Raw genomic sequence first — 19296 nt, 5'->3', positions numbered from 1 at the left:
GCGTCCGTGAAGCTCGGGGCAGGACGCCGCGTCCGGCCGGACCGCCGGCCCGGCGGCCGGGCCCCGGGAGGAGGCGGACCCATGCACCTGCTGGACCTGCTCGCGGCGCGCCCCCGGCCCGCCGCCGCCCTCCTCATGACGCTGACCCGGCGGTGCCCGCTGTCCTGCGCCCACTGCTCCACCGCCTCAGCGACGGACTCCGAACAGCTCGACGCGGCGCCGCTCACCGCCTTCGCCGAGACCTTCCGCCCCGCCGACCGCCCCGACTTCCTGCTGCTCACCGGCGGTGAACCGCTGCTCAGGCCGCGCCTGGTCACGACGCTCGCCGAGACGGCACGCGCGGCGGGCGTCCGCAGCCAGCTCCAGACCGGCATGTTCTTCGCGCGTGACGCGGACGGCGGCGGCCGTGTCCCGCCGCCGATCGCCGCCGCGCTGGCCGCCGTCGACCACGTCTCGGCCAGCCTCGACGTCTTCCACGAGGCCGAGGTGCCACGCGCCCGCGTCCTGGACGTCCTGCGCGCCCTCCACGAGGCGGGCAAGGACGTGAGCGTGCAGCTCACCGGGCGCGGCCCGGACGACCCGTACCTGGCCGAGGCCACCGGGGAGATCCGCCGCGCCTTCGGCGACCGGGTGCCGGTCCTGGTGGCCCAGGTGCGTGCCGCGGGCCGCGCCGCCGCGTGGCTGCCGGAGGCGGGGCCCACCGCCGTGCCGCGCGGCGCGGCGCCCTGCGCGATGGCGGCCTGGCCCGTGGTGGCCTTCGACGGGACGGTCGTCGCCTGCTGCAACCAGAGCGTCGTCGACGGCCTCGGCGGACGGCTCCCGGGCCATCTGCGCCTCGGTCACGTCGCCGACGACGACTGGCCCACGATCCGCCGCCGCCTCGTCGAACGCCCGCTGCTGCGCGGCATCAGGACCCTCGGCCCGGTCCACCTCGCCGACACCCTGGCCGGTGCGCCCCGAAACGCGGCCCCCTCCGGTGAGGGGGACGCCGGGTACTGCGGTACCTGCGTGAGCGCGCTCGGCGGCCCGGACGCGGCCCGCGCGGCCCGAGCCCGGCTGCGGCGCACGGGCGCCCGCGTCCTCGAGCACGAGATCGGCAGGCTCGTCGAGGACGGCGGGGCGGACGGCTTCCTCGCCGGGCACGGCGTCGACGGCTACCGCGAACTGGCCCGCCTCGGCGCCCCGGCGCCCACCGCCCCGGCCGGGCCCGGCCGCGCCGGAGGTGCGGCGTGACCGGGGCGGGGACGCGCGTCGAGACCGCCGTCGGGCTGCTCATGCCCGGCCTGCGCGCCACGCTCGAACGGATCTGGGCGGTGCCCGAACCCGCCCGCATCTACCCGGAGTTCCTCGTCCTGACCCACCAGATCATCAGGGCGTCCGTACCGCTCATGGAGACCGCCAGGTCCCGCTGCGGCGAGCTGGTGCGCGAGGACGGCGACCCGGTGGCCGCCGCGCTGATCCCCTACTGGGAGCGGCACATCGAGGAGGAGACGGGGCACGACACCTGGGTCTGCGAGGACCTCGCCGCCCTCGGCCACGACCCCGCACGGGCCTGGCGCGGCGTGCCGCCCGCGGCGGTCGCCGGGCTCTGCGGGGAGCAGTACTTCTGGATCCACCGGCTCCACCCCGTCTGCCTCCTCGGCTACCAGGCGGTCCTCGAAGGCAGCCCGCCCCGGCCCGACGTCGCCGCCGTGCTCAGCGCGCGCACCGGCCACCCGCGCGGCGCGTTCCGCACCCTCGCGCGGCACGCGGCGGCCGACGTCGGCCACGGCGCGGAGCTGCGCGCGCTCCTCGACGCGCTTCCGCTGGGCGAACGCCTGGTGACCGCCGTGAGCAGTTCCGCGCTGCACACGGTGCGGTCCGTGATGCGGGTCTTCGAAGGGCTCGTCGACGCGTACGGCCTCCGGAAAGGGGTCCTGTGATGGCGAAGCCGCCCGCGATGGCGACGGCGCTGCGGCACCGGCGCTTCCGCACCCTGTTCGCCAGCCAGGTCGTCTCCTGCGTGGGCGACTGGCTCGACTACCTCGCCCTGATCGTCCTGGTGACCTACGTCTGGGACCAGGGCGCGGGCGCGCTCGCCGCCGTCAGCGTCGCGACGGCCGTGCCGCTGGTGCTGCTCGCCCCCGTCGCCGGCGCGCTCGCGGACCGGGCGCGCGACCGCAAGGCCGTCCTGATCGGCTGCGACGTGGCGCGCGCCGCCCTGGTGCTCGGCTACCTCGCGGCGCCGGGGCTGCCTGCCCTGCTCACCCTCGTGGTGCTCAAGGTGGCGTTCTCGGCGGTGTTCAACCCGGCCTACCAGAGCACCCTGCGGTCGGTGGTGCCCGAGCGGGACATGCTGTCCGCGATGTCCCTGACCGTCTTCGCCAACCAGGCGGCGAAGGTGGCGGGCCCCGCGCTGAGCGGTCTGATCGTCGCCGTCTGGGGGGTGCGTGCCGCCTTCGTGGCGGACGCCGCCACCTTCGTCCTCTCCGGCCTGCTGCTCTGCGCCGTGCGGCTGCCGCGGCGGACCGGTGACGAGGAGGAGCCCGGCCGGGCGGCCGAGCGGCGCGGGCGGGGCAGGCTGTGGGCCGAGACCGTCGAGGGCGTGGCGTTCATCGTCCGTACGCCCGCGCTGATCGCCGTGATCGGCAGCATGGCGGCGACGCTCTTCCTCGTCCTCGCCTTCGACACGCTCTCCCCGCTGGCCATGCGCGAACTCTCCGTCGACGAACAGGACCTCGGATACGTGGTCGCGGCCGTCGGACTCGGCGCCGTGCTCGGCACGCTGGCCATCAGCCAGTGGGGCATGCGGGTACGCCCCTTCGTCCTGCTCGGCCTCGCGCAGATCACCGTGGGCGCGCTCGTCGGCGGCATCGGGATCGGGCTGGGCGCGGGGACCGACGGCCTCGCCCCGCTGTGGATGGCCGTCGCGTTCGGCATCGGCTTCGCGGCGGCCGGGATCATGGTCGTCTTCCCCTACGTGCTGCACCGGGAGACACCGCAGGAACTCATCGGCCGCGTCACGTCCACCGCGAACGCCTTCCCCGTCCTGCTCCAGCTCGCGGCACCGCCCCTGGGCGCGCTGCTCGCGGGCTGGTTCAGCGTCGGCTTCGTCTTCCGCACGGCGGGAGTGGCGCTCTGCGTCGTGGGCCTGGTGGTGTGGATCTACGGGAGGGGCCAGAAGGTGGAGCGTGGCGAGCGTGAGGGACGCGACGAACTCGCCGGGGACCCGGAGAAGGACAGGGAGAAGGACAGGGCGAAGGCTCCGGAGACGGAACCGGACAGGAACCTGGAGCTGCTGCGCGACGCCGGCTTCCCCGTCGACCACCTCCCCGACAAGCGGCGCGAGGCCCTGTCGGAGCTGTCCGACGAGGAGCTGCGGACCCTGATCGACGTACAGGCCCGGATCCAGGAGCGGGCGCCCGAGGTCGAGGCGCACAGCGTGGAACCGATCATCGGGGGCGTCCTGTTCTGACCGTCCGCACGGGGACGGAAGGGCCGGGCGTGAAGGGGGAGGGAGAACGAGGGTGCGTGAGCGAACCGCCCAGAGCCGCAAGACCGTCACCATCGTCTTCTGCGACATGGTCGGTTCGACCGCGCTCAGCGAGCGCCTGGACGCCGAGGCGCTGCGCCATCTCATGCTCCGCTACTACGCCCTGCTCAGCGACTGCCTGGAACGCCACGGCGGCACCGTGGAGAAGTACATCGGCGACGCCGTGATGGCCGTCTTCGGCATCCCGGCGCTGCGCGAGGACGACGCGCTGCGGGCGGCCCGCGCCGCGCTCGACATCCTCACCGCGGTCGAGACGTTCGCCGAGGGCGCGCGGGGCGCGCACGGCGTGCCGGTCGCCGTGCGCATCGGCATCCACACCGGCGAGGTCGTCACCTCCGGCGCCGCCGACGCGGGCCACGCCCTGGTCTCCGGCGAGGTCGTCAACGTGGCGGCCAGGCTGGAACAGCACGCGCCCACCGGGCAGATCCTCATCGGCGCCGACACCCACCGGCTGATCGCCCAGGTCGCCGAGACCGTGCCGGTGCCGCCGCTGACCGTGAAGGGCAAGCGCGACCCGGTGCCCGCCTGGCGCCTGCTGGCGGCGGGCCCCCTGGAACACGGCGCGTCCCGCGGCCCCGGCGTCGCCCTGGTGGACCGCCACGACGAACTCGCCCAGCTCACGCTGGCGTTCGCCCGCGTCCGCCGGGACCGCGCCTGCCATCTGGTGACGCTGTACGGGGACCCGGGCGTCGGCAAGAGCAGGCTCGCCCGCGACTTCGCCGCCGTGGCGGGGGACGACGGAGCGACGGTGGCGCGCACCGGCTGCCCCCCGTACGGCAGCGAGGGCTCGCTCGCGCCCCTCGCCGACCTGCTGCGGCGGCTCCTCGGCGACGCGCCGGCCGAACGCCTCGCGGAACTGCTCGGCGCCGCGGGCCCCGACACCGCCGCCGCCACGGCCCTGGCCCGGCTCGCCGGCACCGGACGCTCGGGCACCTCCTTCGACGAGACCTGCTGGGCACTGCAGCGGCTGTGCACCGCCCTCGGCGGCGAACACCCGCTCGTCCTCATCATCGACGACCTCCAGTGGGCGCACGAGGACCTGCTCGCCGCGCTCGACCACATCGCCGACTGGGTCCAGGACGCCCCCGTCCTGCTCCTCGGCCTCGCCCGCCCCGAACTCCTCGAACAGCGCCCGAGCTGGGGCAGCGGCAAGCTCAACGCGACGGCGCTCGTCGTGCCCCCGCTCGGCGGCGACGACTGCCGGGAGCTGGTGCTGCGGCTCAGCGACCGCGGCCGCGCGGGCGGGGACGTGCTGGCGCACCTCGCGCCGCCGCCCCTGCCCGGACCGGCCGTGGACCGGCTCGTCAGCCGCTCCGAGGGCAACCCCCTCTTCGTCGAGCAGATCGTGGAGATGGTCGCCGAGGGCGCCGACCCCGACGACGTGCCGCTGTCGGTACGCGCCATCATCGCCGCCCGCCTCGACCGGCTCGCCCCCGAGGAGCGGGCCGTGCTCGAACACGCCGCGGTGATCGGCGGGGAGTTCACCGCCGACGACCTCGCGGCGCTCGCGGGACCCGGCGCACGGGGCGCGGGGCCGATCGTCCGCGACCTCGCGCGGCGACGCCTCCTGGAACCCGCGGACCCCGGCCCCGCCGGCGAGCCCCGCTGGCGTCCGGCGGGCCAGCTGATACGCGACGAGGTCTACACCGGGATGTCCAAACTCCTGCGCGCCCAGGGCCACGAGCGCTTCGCCGCCCACGTGGAGCGCCGCGGCCCCGACGACCACCACACCATCGGCACCCACCTCGAACACGCCTCGCGGCTGCGCGCCGAACTCGACCCCGGCGACCCGGAGGTCGCGCGCACCGCGGAGTCAGCCGCCGCGCACCTCGGCAGGGCGGGGACCGAGGCGCTCGCGCACGGCGACATCAACTGGGCGGTCGGGCTGCTGCGCAGGGCCCTCGCGCTCACCGGCGACCTGCCCGCCGCGCTCGCCGTACGGACCTCCCTGGCCGAGGCGCGGCTCGCCGCGGGCCACGCGGAGGAGGCCGTGGCCGAGCTGCGCGCGCTGCTCGTCGAGGCGGAGCGGGCGGGCGACGGCAGGACCGCCGCCAGGGTCCGCCTCCAGCTCGGCTATCTGGAACCGGGCACGGAGGGCTTCGGGGCACTCCTGGACGCGGCGCGCGCCGCGGTCCCCGTCTTCACCGAGGCCGACGACGCGCTGGGCCTCGCCCGCGCCTTCCTCGCCATGGGCCAGGAGCGGCAGAGCCGAAGCCGCCACCGGGAGGCTGCGGCCCACCTGGAGCGGGCGCTGCGCGAATCGGTGCGGGCCGGCGCCGAACTGGAGCGCGCGGGCATCCTCGGCGCCCTCGCCGTCTCGCTCTGGCTCGGCCCCGAGCCGGTCGAGTCGGCGCTGGACAGCTGCCGGGCCTTCCGCGGCGACCACCTCGCCGGACGCCTCGTGGGACGAGCCACCGTGGGGTGCCCGATGGCCGTGCTGCTCGCCATGCGCGGCGAGTCCGACGAGGCCCGCGGCCTCCTGGACGACGCGCTGCGCACCCTGACCGACCTCGGGCACCACTTCGCGGTGCCCGCCGTCACGCTCTTCCGGGCCGGCGTCGAGGAACTCGCCGGGCGCTGGAACGAGGCCGAGCGGCTGCTGCGGGAGGCCGCCGACGGTATGGAGCGCCTCGGCGACCCCCAGCTGCACGCCACCGCCGTCCGCGACCTGGCCCGCGTCCTGCTCGCCGGGGGAGCCCCGGCCGACGCCGTGCGCGCCCTGCTCGACGTGCTGGAGCACGACGGGGTGACCGTCATGCCGGCCGCGGCCTGCGAGGTGTACGGCATGCGGGCCCGCCTCGCCGCCGCCGGCGGTGACGCGGCGGCGGCCGACGCGCACCTCACCACCGCCCTGGGCGCCGCCGCGCAGACGGACTCGCCGGCCTGCCGGGCCACCGCCGAACTGGACCGCGCGCACTGCGCCCTGCTGCTCGGGCGCCGCCCCGAGGCCGGGCTCGCGGCGCGCGAGGCCGAGCGGCACTTCACCGCCAAGGGACACCTGGTGGGGGCCCGCAGGGCCCGCGCACTCCGGGACGGCCTGCGGTGACCGCCGCGCCCGACGGGCTGACCTGGCATCTGCTGGGCCGCGACCGCGACGCCATCGAGGTCCGCACCGACTGGGCGGGCGCCGGGGCCGCGGGGGAGCGGGACGACGGCGCCGAGTGGGCGTGGGGCGGCGCGAGCGGCCGGGGCGTGCGGGTCTGCGTGATCGACTCCGGCGTGGAGACCGCCCATCCTCTGGTCGGCCCCGTCAACGCCTCGTACCTCGTCCGGGAGGCCGCGGCGGGCCAAGGAGCGGAAGGGGAGCGGGAGAGCGGCACGGGGCACGAGGTCGTGCGGGTCGCGGGCGGTGACTCCACCGGCCACGGCACGGCCTGCGCGTCGATCATCCGCGGCCTCGCGCCGCAGTGCGAGCTCGACAGCGTGCAGGTCCTCGGCTCCGGCTTCCGCGGCTCGGGCGACGTGCTGATCGCCGGGGTGCGCTGGGCCGTCGAGCGGGGCTACGACGTCATCAACATGAGCCTGTCCACGACCCGCAGGGCGTTCGCGCCGATCCTCCACGACCTGGCCGACCAGGCCTACTTCGGCCGCAGCCTGTTCGTCGCCTCCGCGCACAACATGCCGGTGGAGAGCTTCCCGTGGCGGTTCTCCTCCGTGATCTCCGTGGGCAGCCACGACGCCGACGACCCCGGGCTGCTGCTCTACAACCCGCGCCCGCCGGTGGAGTTCTTCGCGCGCGGCGTGCAGGTCCCCGCGGCCTGGCCCGGCGGCGGCACCCGGCGCTGCACGGGCAACAGCTTCGCCACCCCGCACGTGGCGGGGCTCTGCGCCCGCATCGTCGGCAAGCACCGCGGCATGACCGCGTTCCAGGTCAAGCAGGCGCTGTTTCTCGCCTCGGCCAACGTCAGGAGCCAGTAGATGAACCACAGCGGGCCGCCGGCGGCACACACCGGCACGGGGGAGGACGAGGGCCACCACGCGCTGCTGCGATCCGTGGTGCGCACGGCGGTGGCGATCTTCGACGCGCGGGCCGGCTCCATCGCCCTGCTCGACCAGGACAGCGGGGAGCTGGTCTTCGAGGCCGTGGCGGGAGAGGGCGAGGGCGCCCTCGTGGGCCGCCGCTTCCCGGCGGAGCGGGGGATCGCGGGGTGGGTCCTGCAGTCGCGCCAGCCCGTCGAGGTGCACGACGTGGACAGCGACGCCCACTTCGCGCGCGACTTCGCCGAGTCCACCAGCTACGTGCCGAAGGCGCTCATGGCGGCGCCGCTGCTGTGCGGCGACGAACCGCTCGGGGTCCTCGAAGTCCTGGACCGCAGCACGGAGCCGCGCACCCCGCTGGCCGCGATGGAACTCCTCGCGCTCTTCGCCGACCAGGCGTCCCTCGCCCTGGTCCTCGTGCAGCGTGCCCGCCGCGCCCGGCCTGTCGGGGCGGGTCCCGCGGGGCCCGCGGAGGCCGCCGCCCAGGCGCTGGCCGGGGAGATCAGCGCGCTGGACGGCGGCCGTCGGGAGATCGCCCTGCGGATCGTCAGCGATCTGACGGAGGTCCTGCACAGACGGCCGTGACCGGACAGCCCAGGGGGACCGCCTCGCGCGGCGGCGGCGCCTGCTCCCGCGCGAGGTCGGGCACGAAGGCTCCGAGCCGGAACAGGCATGTGCCGTCCGGGCCCAGGGGCCGCACCGAGGTCAGCGCGTGCGCGTCGCACAGCCGGTTCAGTGTCTGCGCGGCGTCCGCGGGCTCGCCGCCGAGGCGCAGCCAGGCGTCCATGAAGGTGAAGTCCCGTCCCAGGTCGAGCAGTTGCAGCCTGCTCCAGTCCTCGCCGGTGAGGCTGTCGTAGCCGCGCCGCAGACTGCGGCGGAGGTCGACGTCCCCGACCGTGAACCAGTCCAGGCCGCAGGAGGACTCCACATGGTCGGCGAGCTTGGTCAGCGGCCAGAACCTGCGCGGCGCGAGGCGGGCCCCCGCGATGCGCAGGGCGAGCGGGAGCCCGCCGCAGAACCGGGCGATGCGCCGGGCCGCCTCGGGCTCGGCGTCCACGACGTCGGCGCCGGTGATGCGGCGCAGCAGCTCAAGCGCGTCGTGCTCGCCGAACGGCCCCAGTTCGAGCACTTCCGAGCCGTCCAGGCCCGCCAGACGCGAGCAGCTCGTCACCACGGTGTGGACCGGCGGGGCGCTCGGCAGCAGCGGTCTCACCTGGGCCTCGCAGACAGCGTTGTCCAGGATCAGCAGGGCGGGCACCCGCAGCACGAACCGCGCCCGGTAGCGCCGCACCAGGCCCGGCAGGTCGGGCGGCAGCAGCTCCGCGGGCTCGCCCAGCTGCTGGAGGAGGTCGGCCAGCGCCTCGGCCGGGGTGCGGGGCAGCCCCCGCCCGTCGAGGAGGTCGACGTGGTGGACGCCGCCCGGGTACGCCTCGGCCGCCGCGTGCCCCGCCGCGACGGCGAGCGTCGACTTCCCCACGCCGGGCGGTCCCGTCACCACCGTCACCCGCCAGGACGCCGTCGGCCCCGCGTGGGCCTCGACCTCGGGGAGCAGCGCGTCCAGTTCGCGTGTGCGCCCGGTGAAGTCCGGCAGTCCCGGCGGCAGTTGCACGGCCGGGGCCATCGGCTCGGGCTCGCGGACGGCGGTCGCGCCCTGCCGGGGGACCATGACGGCCGCGGGGCCGCCGGCCGCCGCGGGACCACCCTCCAGGATCTCCCGCTGCAACTGCTGGAGCACCGCTCCCGGTTCGAGGCCGAGCTCCAGCGAGAACAGGCGCCGCGTCTCGTCGTACGCGATCAGGGCGTCGTTCTGCCGGCCGACGCCGCACAGCGCCCTCATGTGCTGGGCCCGGAACTGTTCACGGAAGGGGTGTTCGGCGAGCAGCGGCTCCACCTCGTCGAGCACCTCGTGGTGCAGGCCGAGCCGGAGCCGGGCGGTGAACCACACCTCCAGGCCCGTCAGGCGCCGCTCGTCCAGGCGGGCCGCCTCCGCGTCCAGCGGCGCCACGCCCTCCATGCCGCCGAACGGCCTGCCGCGCCAGAGCGACATGGCCTCGCGGATCAGCTGGTCGACGCGGACCGCGTCGCTCTCCGCGGCGGCCCGCCTGGCCATGTCGATGCCCTGCTCGAAGCGGACCATGTCGATGGACCGCGGGTCCACCGCGAGCCGGTAGCCGGGCCGCTGGTGCAGCAGCCTGGCGTCCACCTCGTGCCCCTCGTGCGCCAGCGCCCGGCGCAGGTGGTGCACGTACACCTGGAGGTTCTTGCCCGCGCTGCGGGGCGGGTCCTCGCTCCACAGGGCGTCCACCAGGCGGTCCACCGGGACCACCGAGTCCGGCCTGCACAGCAGCACCGCGAGCAGCACCTGCTGCTTGAACGGCCCCAGCGCGAGCTGCCCCGACCCCGTGACCGCGGCGAGCGGCCCGAGCACGTTGAACTGCAACACGGTTGAATCCTTCCCCCCCTGTGTGCGTACCTCTCGTGGTCGCGCCGCAGGGCCCAGGCGGGAAAGCACCTGGGCCCTCATCGTGTTCAGCCGGCGTACGGCGGGTGGTCCGTCGGGCGCGGCACTACCAGACGAAGGCGCCGCTCAGCGGGCTGTTGCTGTGCGACACGACGTCCTCCGCGGCGTCGAGACGCGACTTGACGGAGTTGAGCAGCGCGACTTCCTCCTGGCTGAGGGAGGCGATCGCGTCGAGCTGCTGCGGGTTGGCGCCCTTGAAGTTGTGACCGGCGGCGGCGAGTTCCTTGAGAGCGTCGAACGACATGGCGTTCCTCCTTGGTTGACTGGTGGTCCGTCGGTCGGCGGACCACCGGTTGTGAGGGGAATGGGCGTCCCCTCACGCTCGGGTGGCCGCCAGGGCCGGAGCCCGGCGGGAGGCCAGCACCGCACGCAGGGCGGCGTCGGCGGCATCGACGGAGTGCAGCGCGCTGAGGCCGACGGCGGTGGCCAGGTCGTGCGTCAGCGGCATTCCGTCGATGGTGCGCAGAAGTTCGTCACGGTGTTTCACGTCGAGCGCGGCATGGCGCTCCAGGGTGCGGAATCCGGCGCGCGGATATCCGGTGCGGCGCATCAGCTCGTCGACGAGTCCGGGCGAGGGCGGATTTCCCTCCAGGACCGCGACGTGCCCGAGCAGGCAGGCCGGGTGGTAATGGCGTATCCAGTAGTACTGCGCGCCCACCAAATTGGCGACGGCCGCGTCCGGTACCCGCTGGAGCGGTTCCCGGGGGTCGAATCCGAGCGCGTCGAGGTCCTGCCTCAGCCATTCGTCGTGTCCCTGTTCCTCACGAATGTGCCGGGTCAGATAGGTGGCGAGGGCATCGGCGGCGGGGTCGCCCGCCCGCTTTCCGGCCTCTTCGAGAGCGCATTCCATCAGGGGCACCGTCGAACGGATCGCGGTGTGCAGCATGCAGAGATACTCGGGATAAAGGTCGCGGAGCCGCGGTGAATCCCACAGCTCCCGCGAGGTCGCGGCGAGGCGGGGCAGCAGCAGCCCGATTTTCGCGAGGAGCACACGGCTGTGCCGGGTGGTCATGGAACATCTCCTAGTCTCGCGGTGCGCGAGGTCCGTGGTGACGGTCCGGGAGGGACGTGCGAGGTCCCGGTGTCAGGGGTTCATTCGGTGAGGCCGGCGAGGGCGGCGAGCAGCGCGTCGTGCCTGTTCCCGCCGGTGCGCCGCTTGGTCATCGCCCAGCAGAGCCCGCAGATCGAGGAGAACTCGCGGTCCGCCAGGTCGCGGTGGAGCGGGAGCGCCGTGAGGGCGCCGGGGCCGACCGAGCCGATGGCGCGGAAGAAGTCGTCGTCGTGGAACTCCCGCACCGCGCGGCCCACGGCCGGGCCGTCGGTGGCGTCGCGACGCAGGGCGGCCGGGCCCGCGCCCATGATCACGGACTCGTTGCAGCAGGCGGTGACGCGCCCGTCGTAGCGCACGACGGTGGCGTCCACCACGTCACAGGGGCCGAAGTCACGCCCCGCCGTGCGCCGCTGCCAGGCGTAGTGCGCCGAGCCCCTGCCGTGCGGCAGCCCGTGGGTGGGGATCAGCTCGGCCCGCTCGGGCCAGCCGGGGCCCAGCGCCTCGGTGAGCGAGGCACGCGTGGCGGCCAGGTTGTCGCCCTCGTCGATGCACTGCACGACGATGGGCACGCCGGTGCCGGCGATGACCCGCGCGGCGTTCACGAACCGCTCCGGGCCCTGCCCGTTCACGTGGTGGGCGTCGGTGCTCAGATAGACGGCGGTGGTCAGGGGCAGCAGGCGGTCGATCCACTCCGGGGCGCGCGGCGAGGCCGCCCAGAAGCCGCTGGTGTAGATGACCACCCGCTTGCCCGCCTCGGACAGCCGGCGCACGGCCAGCGTGAGCCCGCGCCGCTCGACGAACGGCTCGCCCCCGGAGATGCCCACCATGGTGAGCTCCGGCATGGACGCCAGCTCGTCGACCAGGGATTCGAGCAGGGCGAAGTCGGTGATGCGGGGGCTGTCGGGGCGCGAGTCCACCGAGCAGTGGGCGCAGCCCACGGGGCAGCGGTCGGTGAGGAACAGCAGGACCGACGAGCCGCGGTCCCGGCGGATGGCGAGGATGTCCCGGTGCGTGAGCGCGGTCACGGCGTGCTCCCGGCGGTCTGCTGGGCACCGGCGCCCGCGGTGGCCTCTTCGAGGCCCAGGGTGACGAGTTCGGCGTACTCGGTGATGCCGTACTGCTGGGCGAAGGAGACCGCGCCCGCACCGACGAGCATCTCCTCGGTGCGTTCCTCGACGAGGCGGGTGGTGGGTTCCAGGGCCAGTTCGCGCACGCGGCGCGGGATCGCCGGGTCCTTGGAGAGCACCCAGCAGGTCTGGCAGTAGCCCTCGGCGCCGCAGCCGCCCTTCGAGCCGTGCCGCTCCGCCAGGTACTCGGGTCCGGTCGCCCGGATCGCCCGCACCATGGGGTTGCCGATGGCCCGTGCCTTGATCGTCGGCCAGTCGTCCTTGGCGATGTGGCCGAGGTAGAGGTGGGGCGGCAGCGGCACCTTGCCGTCCATCACGTCCTGGTTGCCGCAGGCGGTGACCTGCCCGTTGAAGCCGATCACCGGCCAGGCGGAGACGGCGCAGGGCGCCGGCGTGACCTCGCCGCGCGGCAGCGGCGCCTGCTTGAGCCAGGCGTCCGCGCGGCCGTGCGGGCTGACGGGGGCGACCAGCATCGGCACCCGGTCGTCGAAGACCCTGCGGACCTCGGCGGTCAGATCGGCCAGATAGGGATCACCGGGGCCGGTGCCGGTCAGCTGGAGGCTGACCTGCTTGCCTTCGTCCATGAGTTCTTTCAGGACACGGAAGACCGCGGCCCGCGGAACCTCCTCCTCGTGGAAGACGTCCAGGCTCGCCGAGAAGTGGTCCACCGCGTCGATGGCCCGCTTGACCGGCCGCGGAATGCGTCCGTGCTCGGCGAAGTACAGGCCGGACAGGACGTGGCTGCGCGCGCCGACCGCGCGGGAGAGTTCCGCGATGTCCTGCACGAGGCGGGGGCGCAGGAGCGCTTCGCCGCCCGACATGAGGACGAATTCAGGCCGGTTCTCCGCGGTGAAGGTCTCGGCGAAGCCGCGGAAGAGCTGTTCGGGGTATTCCTCGCTGTCAAGCAGGGAACTGGTCGAACAGTGCTTGCAGTGGAGAGGGCACCTGCGCGTGATCCCGAAGAACACCGCAGCCGCGGGCACCGGGCGATATCGCAAGATCTCCATGAGGTGCACCGGAATCCCCCTCCGTTGACACGTTCTTTCGGCTTCCGTGCCGTTCTGCTTCGAGTATGGAGTCTCGTACTTTCGTTCGTCTTTGAAGCTGGTTGAGAACCGGTTCTACCGGTTCTCAACCAGCTATTCAGACGGAAGGAAGCACCCCGTCGGGGCGATTGCGCAGCGCCAGTGCCGCCGGCAGAGCGGTGGAAATCAGCGCCAACGCGGCAACTCCCGCGAGGATGAGGGAGTAACCGAGCGGTGGAATGCTGAAATCGGTGGAGCCGGTCAGGGCCCCGTTCGCCCCCGCGAGCCCCGTGACGGCGATGGCCGTCCCGGTCGCGGCCCCGATGAGCACGGCGATCAGCGTCTCCAGGTACAGCATGGCGGTGATGTGCCGGCGGCCCGCGCCGAGCAGCCGCAGCAGCGAGACCTCCTTGGCGCGCTCGGCCGTCCCCATGAGCAGCCCGTTGATCATCGACACCGCGGTGAAGAGCACCAGGACGGACAGCACGAGATAGGTGCCCGTGGTGTTGCGCGCGAGAGAGGTGCGCAGACCGTCGGCGTACTCGCCGACGCCGGTCACCTCGACCGTCGGATGGTCCTTCACCAGGGCGGCGGCCGCGGCGCGCAGCCGCTCGTCCTGGCCGGGCGCGGCGCGCACCAGGACCGAGTCGGCGAGGTCCTCGTGCAGGTGCGGGCGCAGATAGCTCTCGGACAGCAGGATGTCGCCGAGCCCCAGCGGCCGGTCGAAGACGGCGCCGACGGTCAGCGTGACCTTCGTGCCGTCACCCAGCCAGCCCCGGAAGCGGTCCCCGACCTCGAAGCCGCGCTGATCGGCATAGGTGCGGCTCACGGCCGCGGTGCCGTCCCGCTCCAGGCTGCGCAGCGAGCCCTCGCGCAGCCCGAGGTCCATCACCTTGCCGGCCGCCGCGGGGTCCAGGGCCTGGGCGCCGAGGACGTCCGGGGTGCCGAGGACGTCGGAGATCACCGTGGTGGAACGGGTGGCCGCCACGGCCTCCGCCCCGTCCAGGCCGCGCGCCGCCTCGGCCACGTCGCCCGGCAGCCCCGGCGAGTCCTGCGGCAGCAGCACCAGGTCGGCCCGCGTACGGCGCTCGGTCTGCTCGGCGGTGATGCGGTTCAGCGAGCCGGTGACCAGCAGCACCGTGCAGGCCATCGCCACGGTGAGCATCAGCGCCGAGGCCATGGAGGCCACCCGGCGCACCGAGAAACGGGAGTTGGCGTGCGCCAGCCACCCCGTCACCCCGCCGAGCGCCGACACCAGCGCGCCGAGCGGCGGTTCGAGCAGCCGGGCGAGGAGCGGCCCGAGGAGCGCGGCGGCGCCCATCAGGAGCAGCACGATCAGATACTGGAAGGCGACCCCGACCTCGCCGCCGATGTGTTGCGTGGCGAAGAACAGCGCGATGCCGCCGCCGAGCGGGAGCAGCGCGAGCAGGACCCGGGTGACGGTGACCGGCCTGCGCGGGGACACCGCCTCGCGCAGGGCGTCGGCGGGCCTGATCCGCGAGATCCGCCCGGCCGCCGCGAGCGCCGCGACCAGCGCGAGCAGCAGGGTGGCCGCCGCCGCGAGCAGGAACGGCAGGGGGCCGAGATGGAGCTCGTACGCGTCGGGGGCGGTGCCGCCCTCGCGCAGGCGGTCCAGGATCAGCCCCGACAGGGGTACGGCGAGCAGGAAGCCGGGCAGCAGACCGGCCGCCGCCGCGAGCAGGGTCTCCGCGGCCACCATCCGCCTGACCTGCCAGGACGTCGAGCCGACTGCGCGCAGCAGGGCGATCTCCTGGGTGCGTTGCAGCACCCCGAGCGCGATGGTGCCGCCGAGCACGAACACCGCGAGGAAACCGCCGATGCCCGCCATGGGCCCGAACAGCAGCGTCGTCGCGGCGAGTTCCTCGGTGGTCTCGGGCGCCCCCGCCTTGGCGCGCGCGTCACCCGTGAGCACGTCCAGATGCGGCACGTCCAGGGCCTCGCGGACCCGCCGTTCCACCGCGTCGGCGGAGATCCCGCCGGCGAACACCCCCGCGTAGGCGGCCTTCCCTCCGGTGTCGGCGAGCCGCTGCGCCGTCTCGGCGGCGAAGAACAGCGAGGCCTGGTCGGGCAGTCCGTCGCGCCCGCGCGGCGCGGCGATCCCGGAGATCCGGTAGGCCGCGGCGCCCTGGGCGGTGACGACCCGCACCTCGCCGCCGACGCGGTGGCCGCCGCGCGCTGCGGTGCCCGCGTCGAGGACCACCTCGTCGGGGCCCGGCGCCTTGCCCGAGGTCAGGGTGAACGGCGTCAGCGCGGCGGCCTCCCACGCGTGCCCCTCGGTCACGCCGTCGTCGGGCCCGGGCTGGGCGGTGCCGTCCTTGGTGAGGGCCTGGGCGTAGAAGGGCGTGTCCGTCACGACGCGCCGCACCCCCGGCACCTCCCGCACCTGCCGCACCTGGCGCTCGGTCAGGCGGGGCGGCTGGTCGAGGGGGTAGCTCTCGTGGTCGACGTTCTGTCCCGAGCCGGTGCGGATCACGACGTCCGGGTCCATCCGCACCACCGCCGTGGTGGCGCCGAACCGGTCCTCCTCCGGCGTCGACCGCAGCCCCGATTCCACCAGGATTCCGCAGGCGGCGATCAGCATGGCGGCCATCGCGGCGGCGCAGAGCGCGCCGATGAACCCGTACCGGTGCTGGCGGATGCCCGTGAGGGCGAGCCTGAGCACGTCAGGACCCCAGCCGCGACATGCGCTCGGAGACGCGCTGCGCGCTCGGCCGGTCCATGGCGTCGACGACCGTGCCGTCGGCGAGGAAGAGGACCTGGTCGGCGTAGGACGCGGCCTGCGGGTCGTGTGTGACCATCACCAGCGTCTGGCCGGTGGTGTCGACGACCTCGCGCAGCAGCTTGAGGACCTCCTGCCCCGAACTCAGGTCGAGGGCGCCGGTCGGCTCGTCCGCGAAGATCACTTCGGGCCGGGTGACCAGGGCGCGCGCCACCGCGACGCGCTGCTGCTGACCGCCGGAGAGCTCGGCCGGCCGGTGCCGCAACCGGTCGGTGAGGCCGGTCCGCGCGATCACGTCCCGCATCCAGTCGCGGTCGGGGCGCCGCCCGGCGAGCCGGAACGGCAGCAGGATGTTCTCCCGCGCGGTCAGCGAGGGCACCAGGTTGAACGACTGGAAGACGAACCCGATCCGCTCCCTGCGCAGGATCGTCAGCTTCCGCTCCCGCATCCCGCTGATGTCGGTGTCCCCGAGGAACACCTGGCCGGAGGTGGGCCGGTCGAGCCCGGCCGCACACCGCAGCAGGGTGCTCTTGCCGGAACCGGAAGGGCCCATCACCGAGGTGAAGGACCCGGCGGGCAGGGAGACGGAGACCGAGCGCAGCGCGTGCACGGTGCCGTTGCCGTGTCCGTAGGACCGGGTCACTTGGTTCAGGCGCAGGGCGGAGCGCGTGAGCGGCGCGGACCGTCGTGCCTCCTGATCGGGCAGGGTCATGGGGATGTCCTCCGGAGTGGGTACGTTCACGGGGTTCGGTCACGGAGCAGCCGCGCGGCCGGTATCAGCGCGGCCACCAGCGTCAGCAGGACGGCGCCGGCGCCGGCGCCGGCAAGGAACAGCGGGGGCCCCGCGAGGTCGACGCCGCCGCTCAGCGCCACACTGGTGGCGGCGAGCACGACGGCGGCGACGCCACCGCCCAGCAGCAGCCCGCAGACCGCCACCACCGCGCTCTCCCCGGCGACCAGCGTCAGCACGTCCCTGCGCGTGGCGCCCGCGAGCCGCAGCACCGCGAACTCACCGGTGCGCACCAGGGTCGCCATCACCAGGGTGTTGGCCAGGGCGAGCGCGGTGAACACCGCGATCAGCGCCGAGAAGACGTACGCGGGCCAGGTCTGCGACGCGGCGTCCTCGGCCCCGGCTGCCCGCACCGCGTCACGGTCGGCGCCGCGCGCCATCGGCCAGTCACGGGTCAGCCCGGCCAGCTCCTCGCCGACCTTCCGCCCTTCGGCGCCGGACGCCCGCTCGACGTACACGGCGTCGAGCAGCGGGTCGGGGGTGTGGGCGCGCAGCACCCGGCTGGGCACGATCAGGTCGGCGAAGCCGAGGGAGCGGTCGTAGCGCGCCCCGACCCGCAGCTTCGTCAGGGTGCCGTCGGGCAGCCGCATCCGCACCCGGTCGCCGACGCGCCAGCCGTACTCCTTGGCCTGCTCCTGGCTCACCGCGACGGCGGACCCCGCCACCAGGCCCTTCAGACCGCCCTCGCGCACATGCAGGTCGAGCAGGTCGGGCAGGGCCGGATCGGCGGCGAGGGCGCGTGCGTTGACGCTCTCCGCCTCGTCGGTGCGGACCTGGACCCGCACCCAGGCGCTGCTGGTCGCCGACACCTTCGAGACCCCGGGCAGCCGGGCGGCGTCCTCGGCCACGGCGGGCGGCAGCCCCGTCGCGTCGTGCGGCACCAGGACGTCGTCGGCCACCAGCCGCTCGGCCGCCCACTCCTTGGCCGTCGACTGCTGCGAGGTCTGCATGAACAGCGCCGACACCGGAAAGCCGATCATGAGGATCAGCGGCACCGCGGCGGCGGCGACCCGGCGCGGCCCCGCCGCGCTGTTGGCGAGCGCGAGCCGCCCCGTGCGCCGGAACACCAGCCGCAGCAGGATGCCCGCGAGCGGCACCAGAGGGCGTACGAGAGCGGGCCCGAGCACGGCCGCCGCGATCAGCAGCGTCAGGACCCCGCCGAAGGCCAGTCCGGAGCCCTGCACGCCGCCCATCGCGATGCCGAAGAACAGGAAGCACCCGGTGAACAGCAGGAACGCGAGCCCCGTCAGGACACGGGACAACGGCAACCGCCGGTCGGCCAGTTCGGCCTCGCGCAGCGCCTCCTCGGGCCGCACCCTGGCCGCCCGCCGCGCCGCCGCCACCACCGCCAGCCGTGTGATCAGCACGCCGACGGCAGCCGCCCCGGCCAGCGGCGGCCACGACACCCGCACCTCAAGCTCGTCCGGCGCGATGCCGAGGTCCACCAGGCCGCGGGCCAGCGGTTCGGCGAGCAGCGCGCCGAGCGGCACCGCGACGGCCGCCCCGACCACCGCCACGCACAGCGTCTCCCAGCCCAGCATCCGCTTGACCTGGCGGGGCGTCGCGCCGATCACCCGGAGCAGCGCGATCTCGCGGTGCCGCTGGAGCACCGCGAAGGCGAAACCGCTCGCCATGACGAACAGCGCCACGAAGACGGCGAGGGAGCCCATGCTCACCACGAACACCAGCGTGTCGAGGAAGAGGACGTCACTCGCGGAGATCTCGGCCCGCGCCGTGTCGGTCAGCACCCGCACGCCCGGCCCCTCGCCGACCGCGCTCCGCACCCGGGAAGCCACCGCCTCCGGGTCCGCCCCGGCGTCGGTGGTCACGGCGATGGCGTGCACGTCACCGCCCGGCGGCGCGAGCCGCCCCGCCGTCGCCGCGTCGAAGAAGAGCGCCACCTGATCCTTCGTCAGCGCCGCGCGCGGCGGCGCCGCGACACCGCTCACCCGGTAGGCGCCGCGCCCCTCCGCGCTCGTGTACACCCGCACCCGGTCCCCGACATGAATCCGGCCACGCGCCGCCGCGGCGGCGTCGACCACCACGTCCCCCGGGCCCTTCGGGGGCGTGCCCTCCCGCAGCCGGAAGGGCGTCAGCCGTGCGCTGTCCCAGCCGTGGCCGAGCGAACGGTTCCCGACGGCGGGTCGCACGAGCCGCCCGTCCTCACCGCTGATCTGAGCGGAGAAGGCCAGGTCGGACACCGCCTCGCGGACACCGTCGACCTTCTCGACGCGCTCCCGGAGCGAACCGGGCAGCGGCGGCCTGGGCACCAGCGGCGCCTCCACGTCGCCGAAGCCGGGGGAGTGGTCCTTGCCGTCCAGGCCCTCGTCCCGGTCACCGGTGACCACGAGCGAGGCGCCGTCGAAGCGGTTCGCCTCGCCCTCGCCGCGCAGCGCGGACTCCAGCAGCACGCCCGACGCCGTCAGCAGGACGAGGGCGAGCGTGACCGCGGCGAGCGAACCCGCGAAGAGCGCACGTCGCGTGCGCAGGGTCTGAAACGCCAGCCTCAGCACGAAGGCCTCCTCATCACGC

The 19296-nt window shown here is 74.6% G+C and carries 14 protein-coding genes; 6 read left to right on the top strand and 8 right to left on the bottom strand.

The window, feature by feature from the left end; translation table 11 throughout:
* Nucleotides 1-81: 81 nt before the first annotated feature.
* From DCW30_RS23625 to DCW30_RS23590, 6 genes are read left to right on the top strand one after another with little or no spacing between them, the layout of a single operon-like run.
* A complete protein-coding gene (locus DCW30_RS23625) occupies nt 82-1233 on the top strand; it encodes a radical SAM protein (RefSeq protein ID WP_076683292.1) in 1152 nt (383 codons plus the stop codon).
* Nucleotides 1230-1922 (top strand): iron-containing redox enzyme family protein, encoded by a 693-nt coding sequence (locus tag DCW30_RS23620; protein ID WP_232626935.1) that lies wholly within the window; start codon nt 1230-1232, stop codon nt 1920-1922. The genes DCW30_RS23625 and DCW30_RS23620 overlap by 4 nt, the downstream gene beginning before the upstream one ends.
* The gene (locus DCW30_RS23615; protein ID WP_076683290.1) at nt 1922-3454 is read left to right on the top strand and encodes an MFS transporter; all 1533 of its coding nucleotides are present in this window, start codon (nt 1922-1924) and stop codon (nt 3452-3454) included. The genes DCW30_RS23620 and DCW30_RS23615 overlap by 1 nt, the downstream gene beginning before the upstream one ends.
* Nucleotides 3455-3506: 52 nt before the next feature.
* Nucleotides 3507-6578, top strand: coding sequence for an adenylate/guanylate cyclase domain-containing protein (locus tag DCW30_RS36795; protein WP_076683288.1), 3072 nt, complete (start codon nt 3507-3509; stop codon nt 6576-6578).
* Nucleotides 6575-7450, top strand: a complete 876-nt coding sequence (locus DCW30_RS23595) for a S8 family peptidase (protein ID WP_076683286.1) — start codon at nt 6575-6577, stop codon at nt 7448-7450. Before DCW30_RS36795 ends, DCW30_RS23595 begins: the two co-directional genes overlap by 4 nt.
* Nucleotides 7451-8095, top strand: coding sequence for a GAF domain-containing protein (locus DCW30_RS23590; RefSeq protein ID WP_079249908.1), 645 nt, complete (start codon nt 7451-7453; stop codon nt 8093-8095). It abuts the gene before it with no gap.
* Here DCW30_RS23590 and DCW30_RS23585 read toward each other — a convergent pair.
* From DCW30_RS23585 to DCW30_RS23550, 8 genes are all read right to left on the bottom strand, one after another.
* Nucleotides 8058-9953 carry an AfsR/SARP family transcriptional regulator gene (locus DCW30_RS23585; protein ID WP_162933550.1) on the bottom strand — a complete coding sequence of 632 codons (1896 nt, stop codon included), beginning with the start codon at nt 9951-9953 and terminating at the stop codon, nt 8058-8060. The genes DCW30_RS23590 and DCW30_RS23585 overlap by 38 nt on opposite strands.
* A 124-nt stretch (nt 9954-10077) precedes the next feature.
* Nucleotides 10078-10275, bottom strand: a complete 198-nt coding sequence (locus DCW30_RS23580; protein WP_062783374.1) for an aroma-sacti cluster domain-containing protein — start codon at nt 10273-10275, stop codon at nt 10078-10080.
* Between the two features lie 72 nt (nt 10276-10347).
* Nucleotides 10348-11043: an iron-containing redox enzyme family protein gene (locus tag DCW30_RS23575; protein WP_062783371.1), complete on the bottom strand. Its 696-nt coding sequence runs from the start codon at nt 11041-11043 to the stop codon at nt 10348-10350.
* 80 nt (nt 11044-11123) lie between these two features.
* Nucleotides 11124-12107 (bottom strand): radical SAM protein, encoded by a 984-nt coding sequence (locus DCW30_RS36790; RefSeq protein WP_062783368.1) that lies wholly within the window; start codon nt 12105-12107, stop codon nt 11124-11126.
* Nucleotides 12104-13216: a radical SAM protein gene (locus DCW30_RS23565; RefSeq protein WP_123985573.1), complete on the bottom strand. Its 1113-nt coding sequence runs from the start codon at nt 13214-13216 to the stop codon at nt 12104-12106. The genes DCW30_RS36790 and DCW30_RS23565 overlap by 4 nt, the downstream gene beginning before the upstream one ends.
* 136 nt (nt 13217-13352) lie before the next feature.
* The gene (locus DCW30_RS23560; protein WP_076683280.1) at nt 13353-15917 is read right to left on the bottom strand and encodes an FtsX-like permease family protein; all 2565 of its coding nucleotides are present in this window, start codon (nt 15915-15917) and stop codon (nt 13353-13355) included.
* Nucleotide 15918: 1 nt separating this feature from the next.
* Nucleotides 15919-16686 carry an ABC transporter ATP-binding protein gene (locus tag DCW30_RS23555; RefSeq protein ID WP_076683278.1) on the bottom strand — a complete coding sequence of 256 codons (768 nt, stop codon included), beginning with the start codon at nt 16684-16686 and terminating at the stop codon, nt 15919-15921.
* Between the two features lie 26 nt (nt 16687-16712).
* Nucleotides 16713-19277 carry an FtsX-like permease family protein gene (locus DCW30_RS23550; protein WP_076683276.1) on the bottom strand — a complete coding sequence of 855 codons (2565 nt, stop codon included), beginning with the start codon at nt 19275-19277 and terminating at the stop codon, nt 16713-16715.
* Nucleotides 19278-19296 lie beyond the last annotated feature (19 nt).

Source organism: Streptomyces alfalfae (assembly GCF_004127445.1).
Lineage (GTDB): Bacteria > Actinomycetota > Actinomycetes > Streptomycetales > Streptomycetaceae > Streptomyces > Streptomyces alfalfae.
Note: the sequence above shows the minus strand (reverse complement) of the source record. Positions and strands in the feature narration are given on the sequence as shown.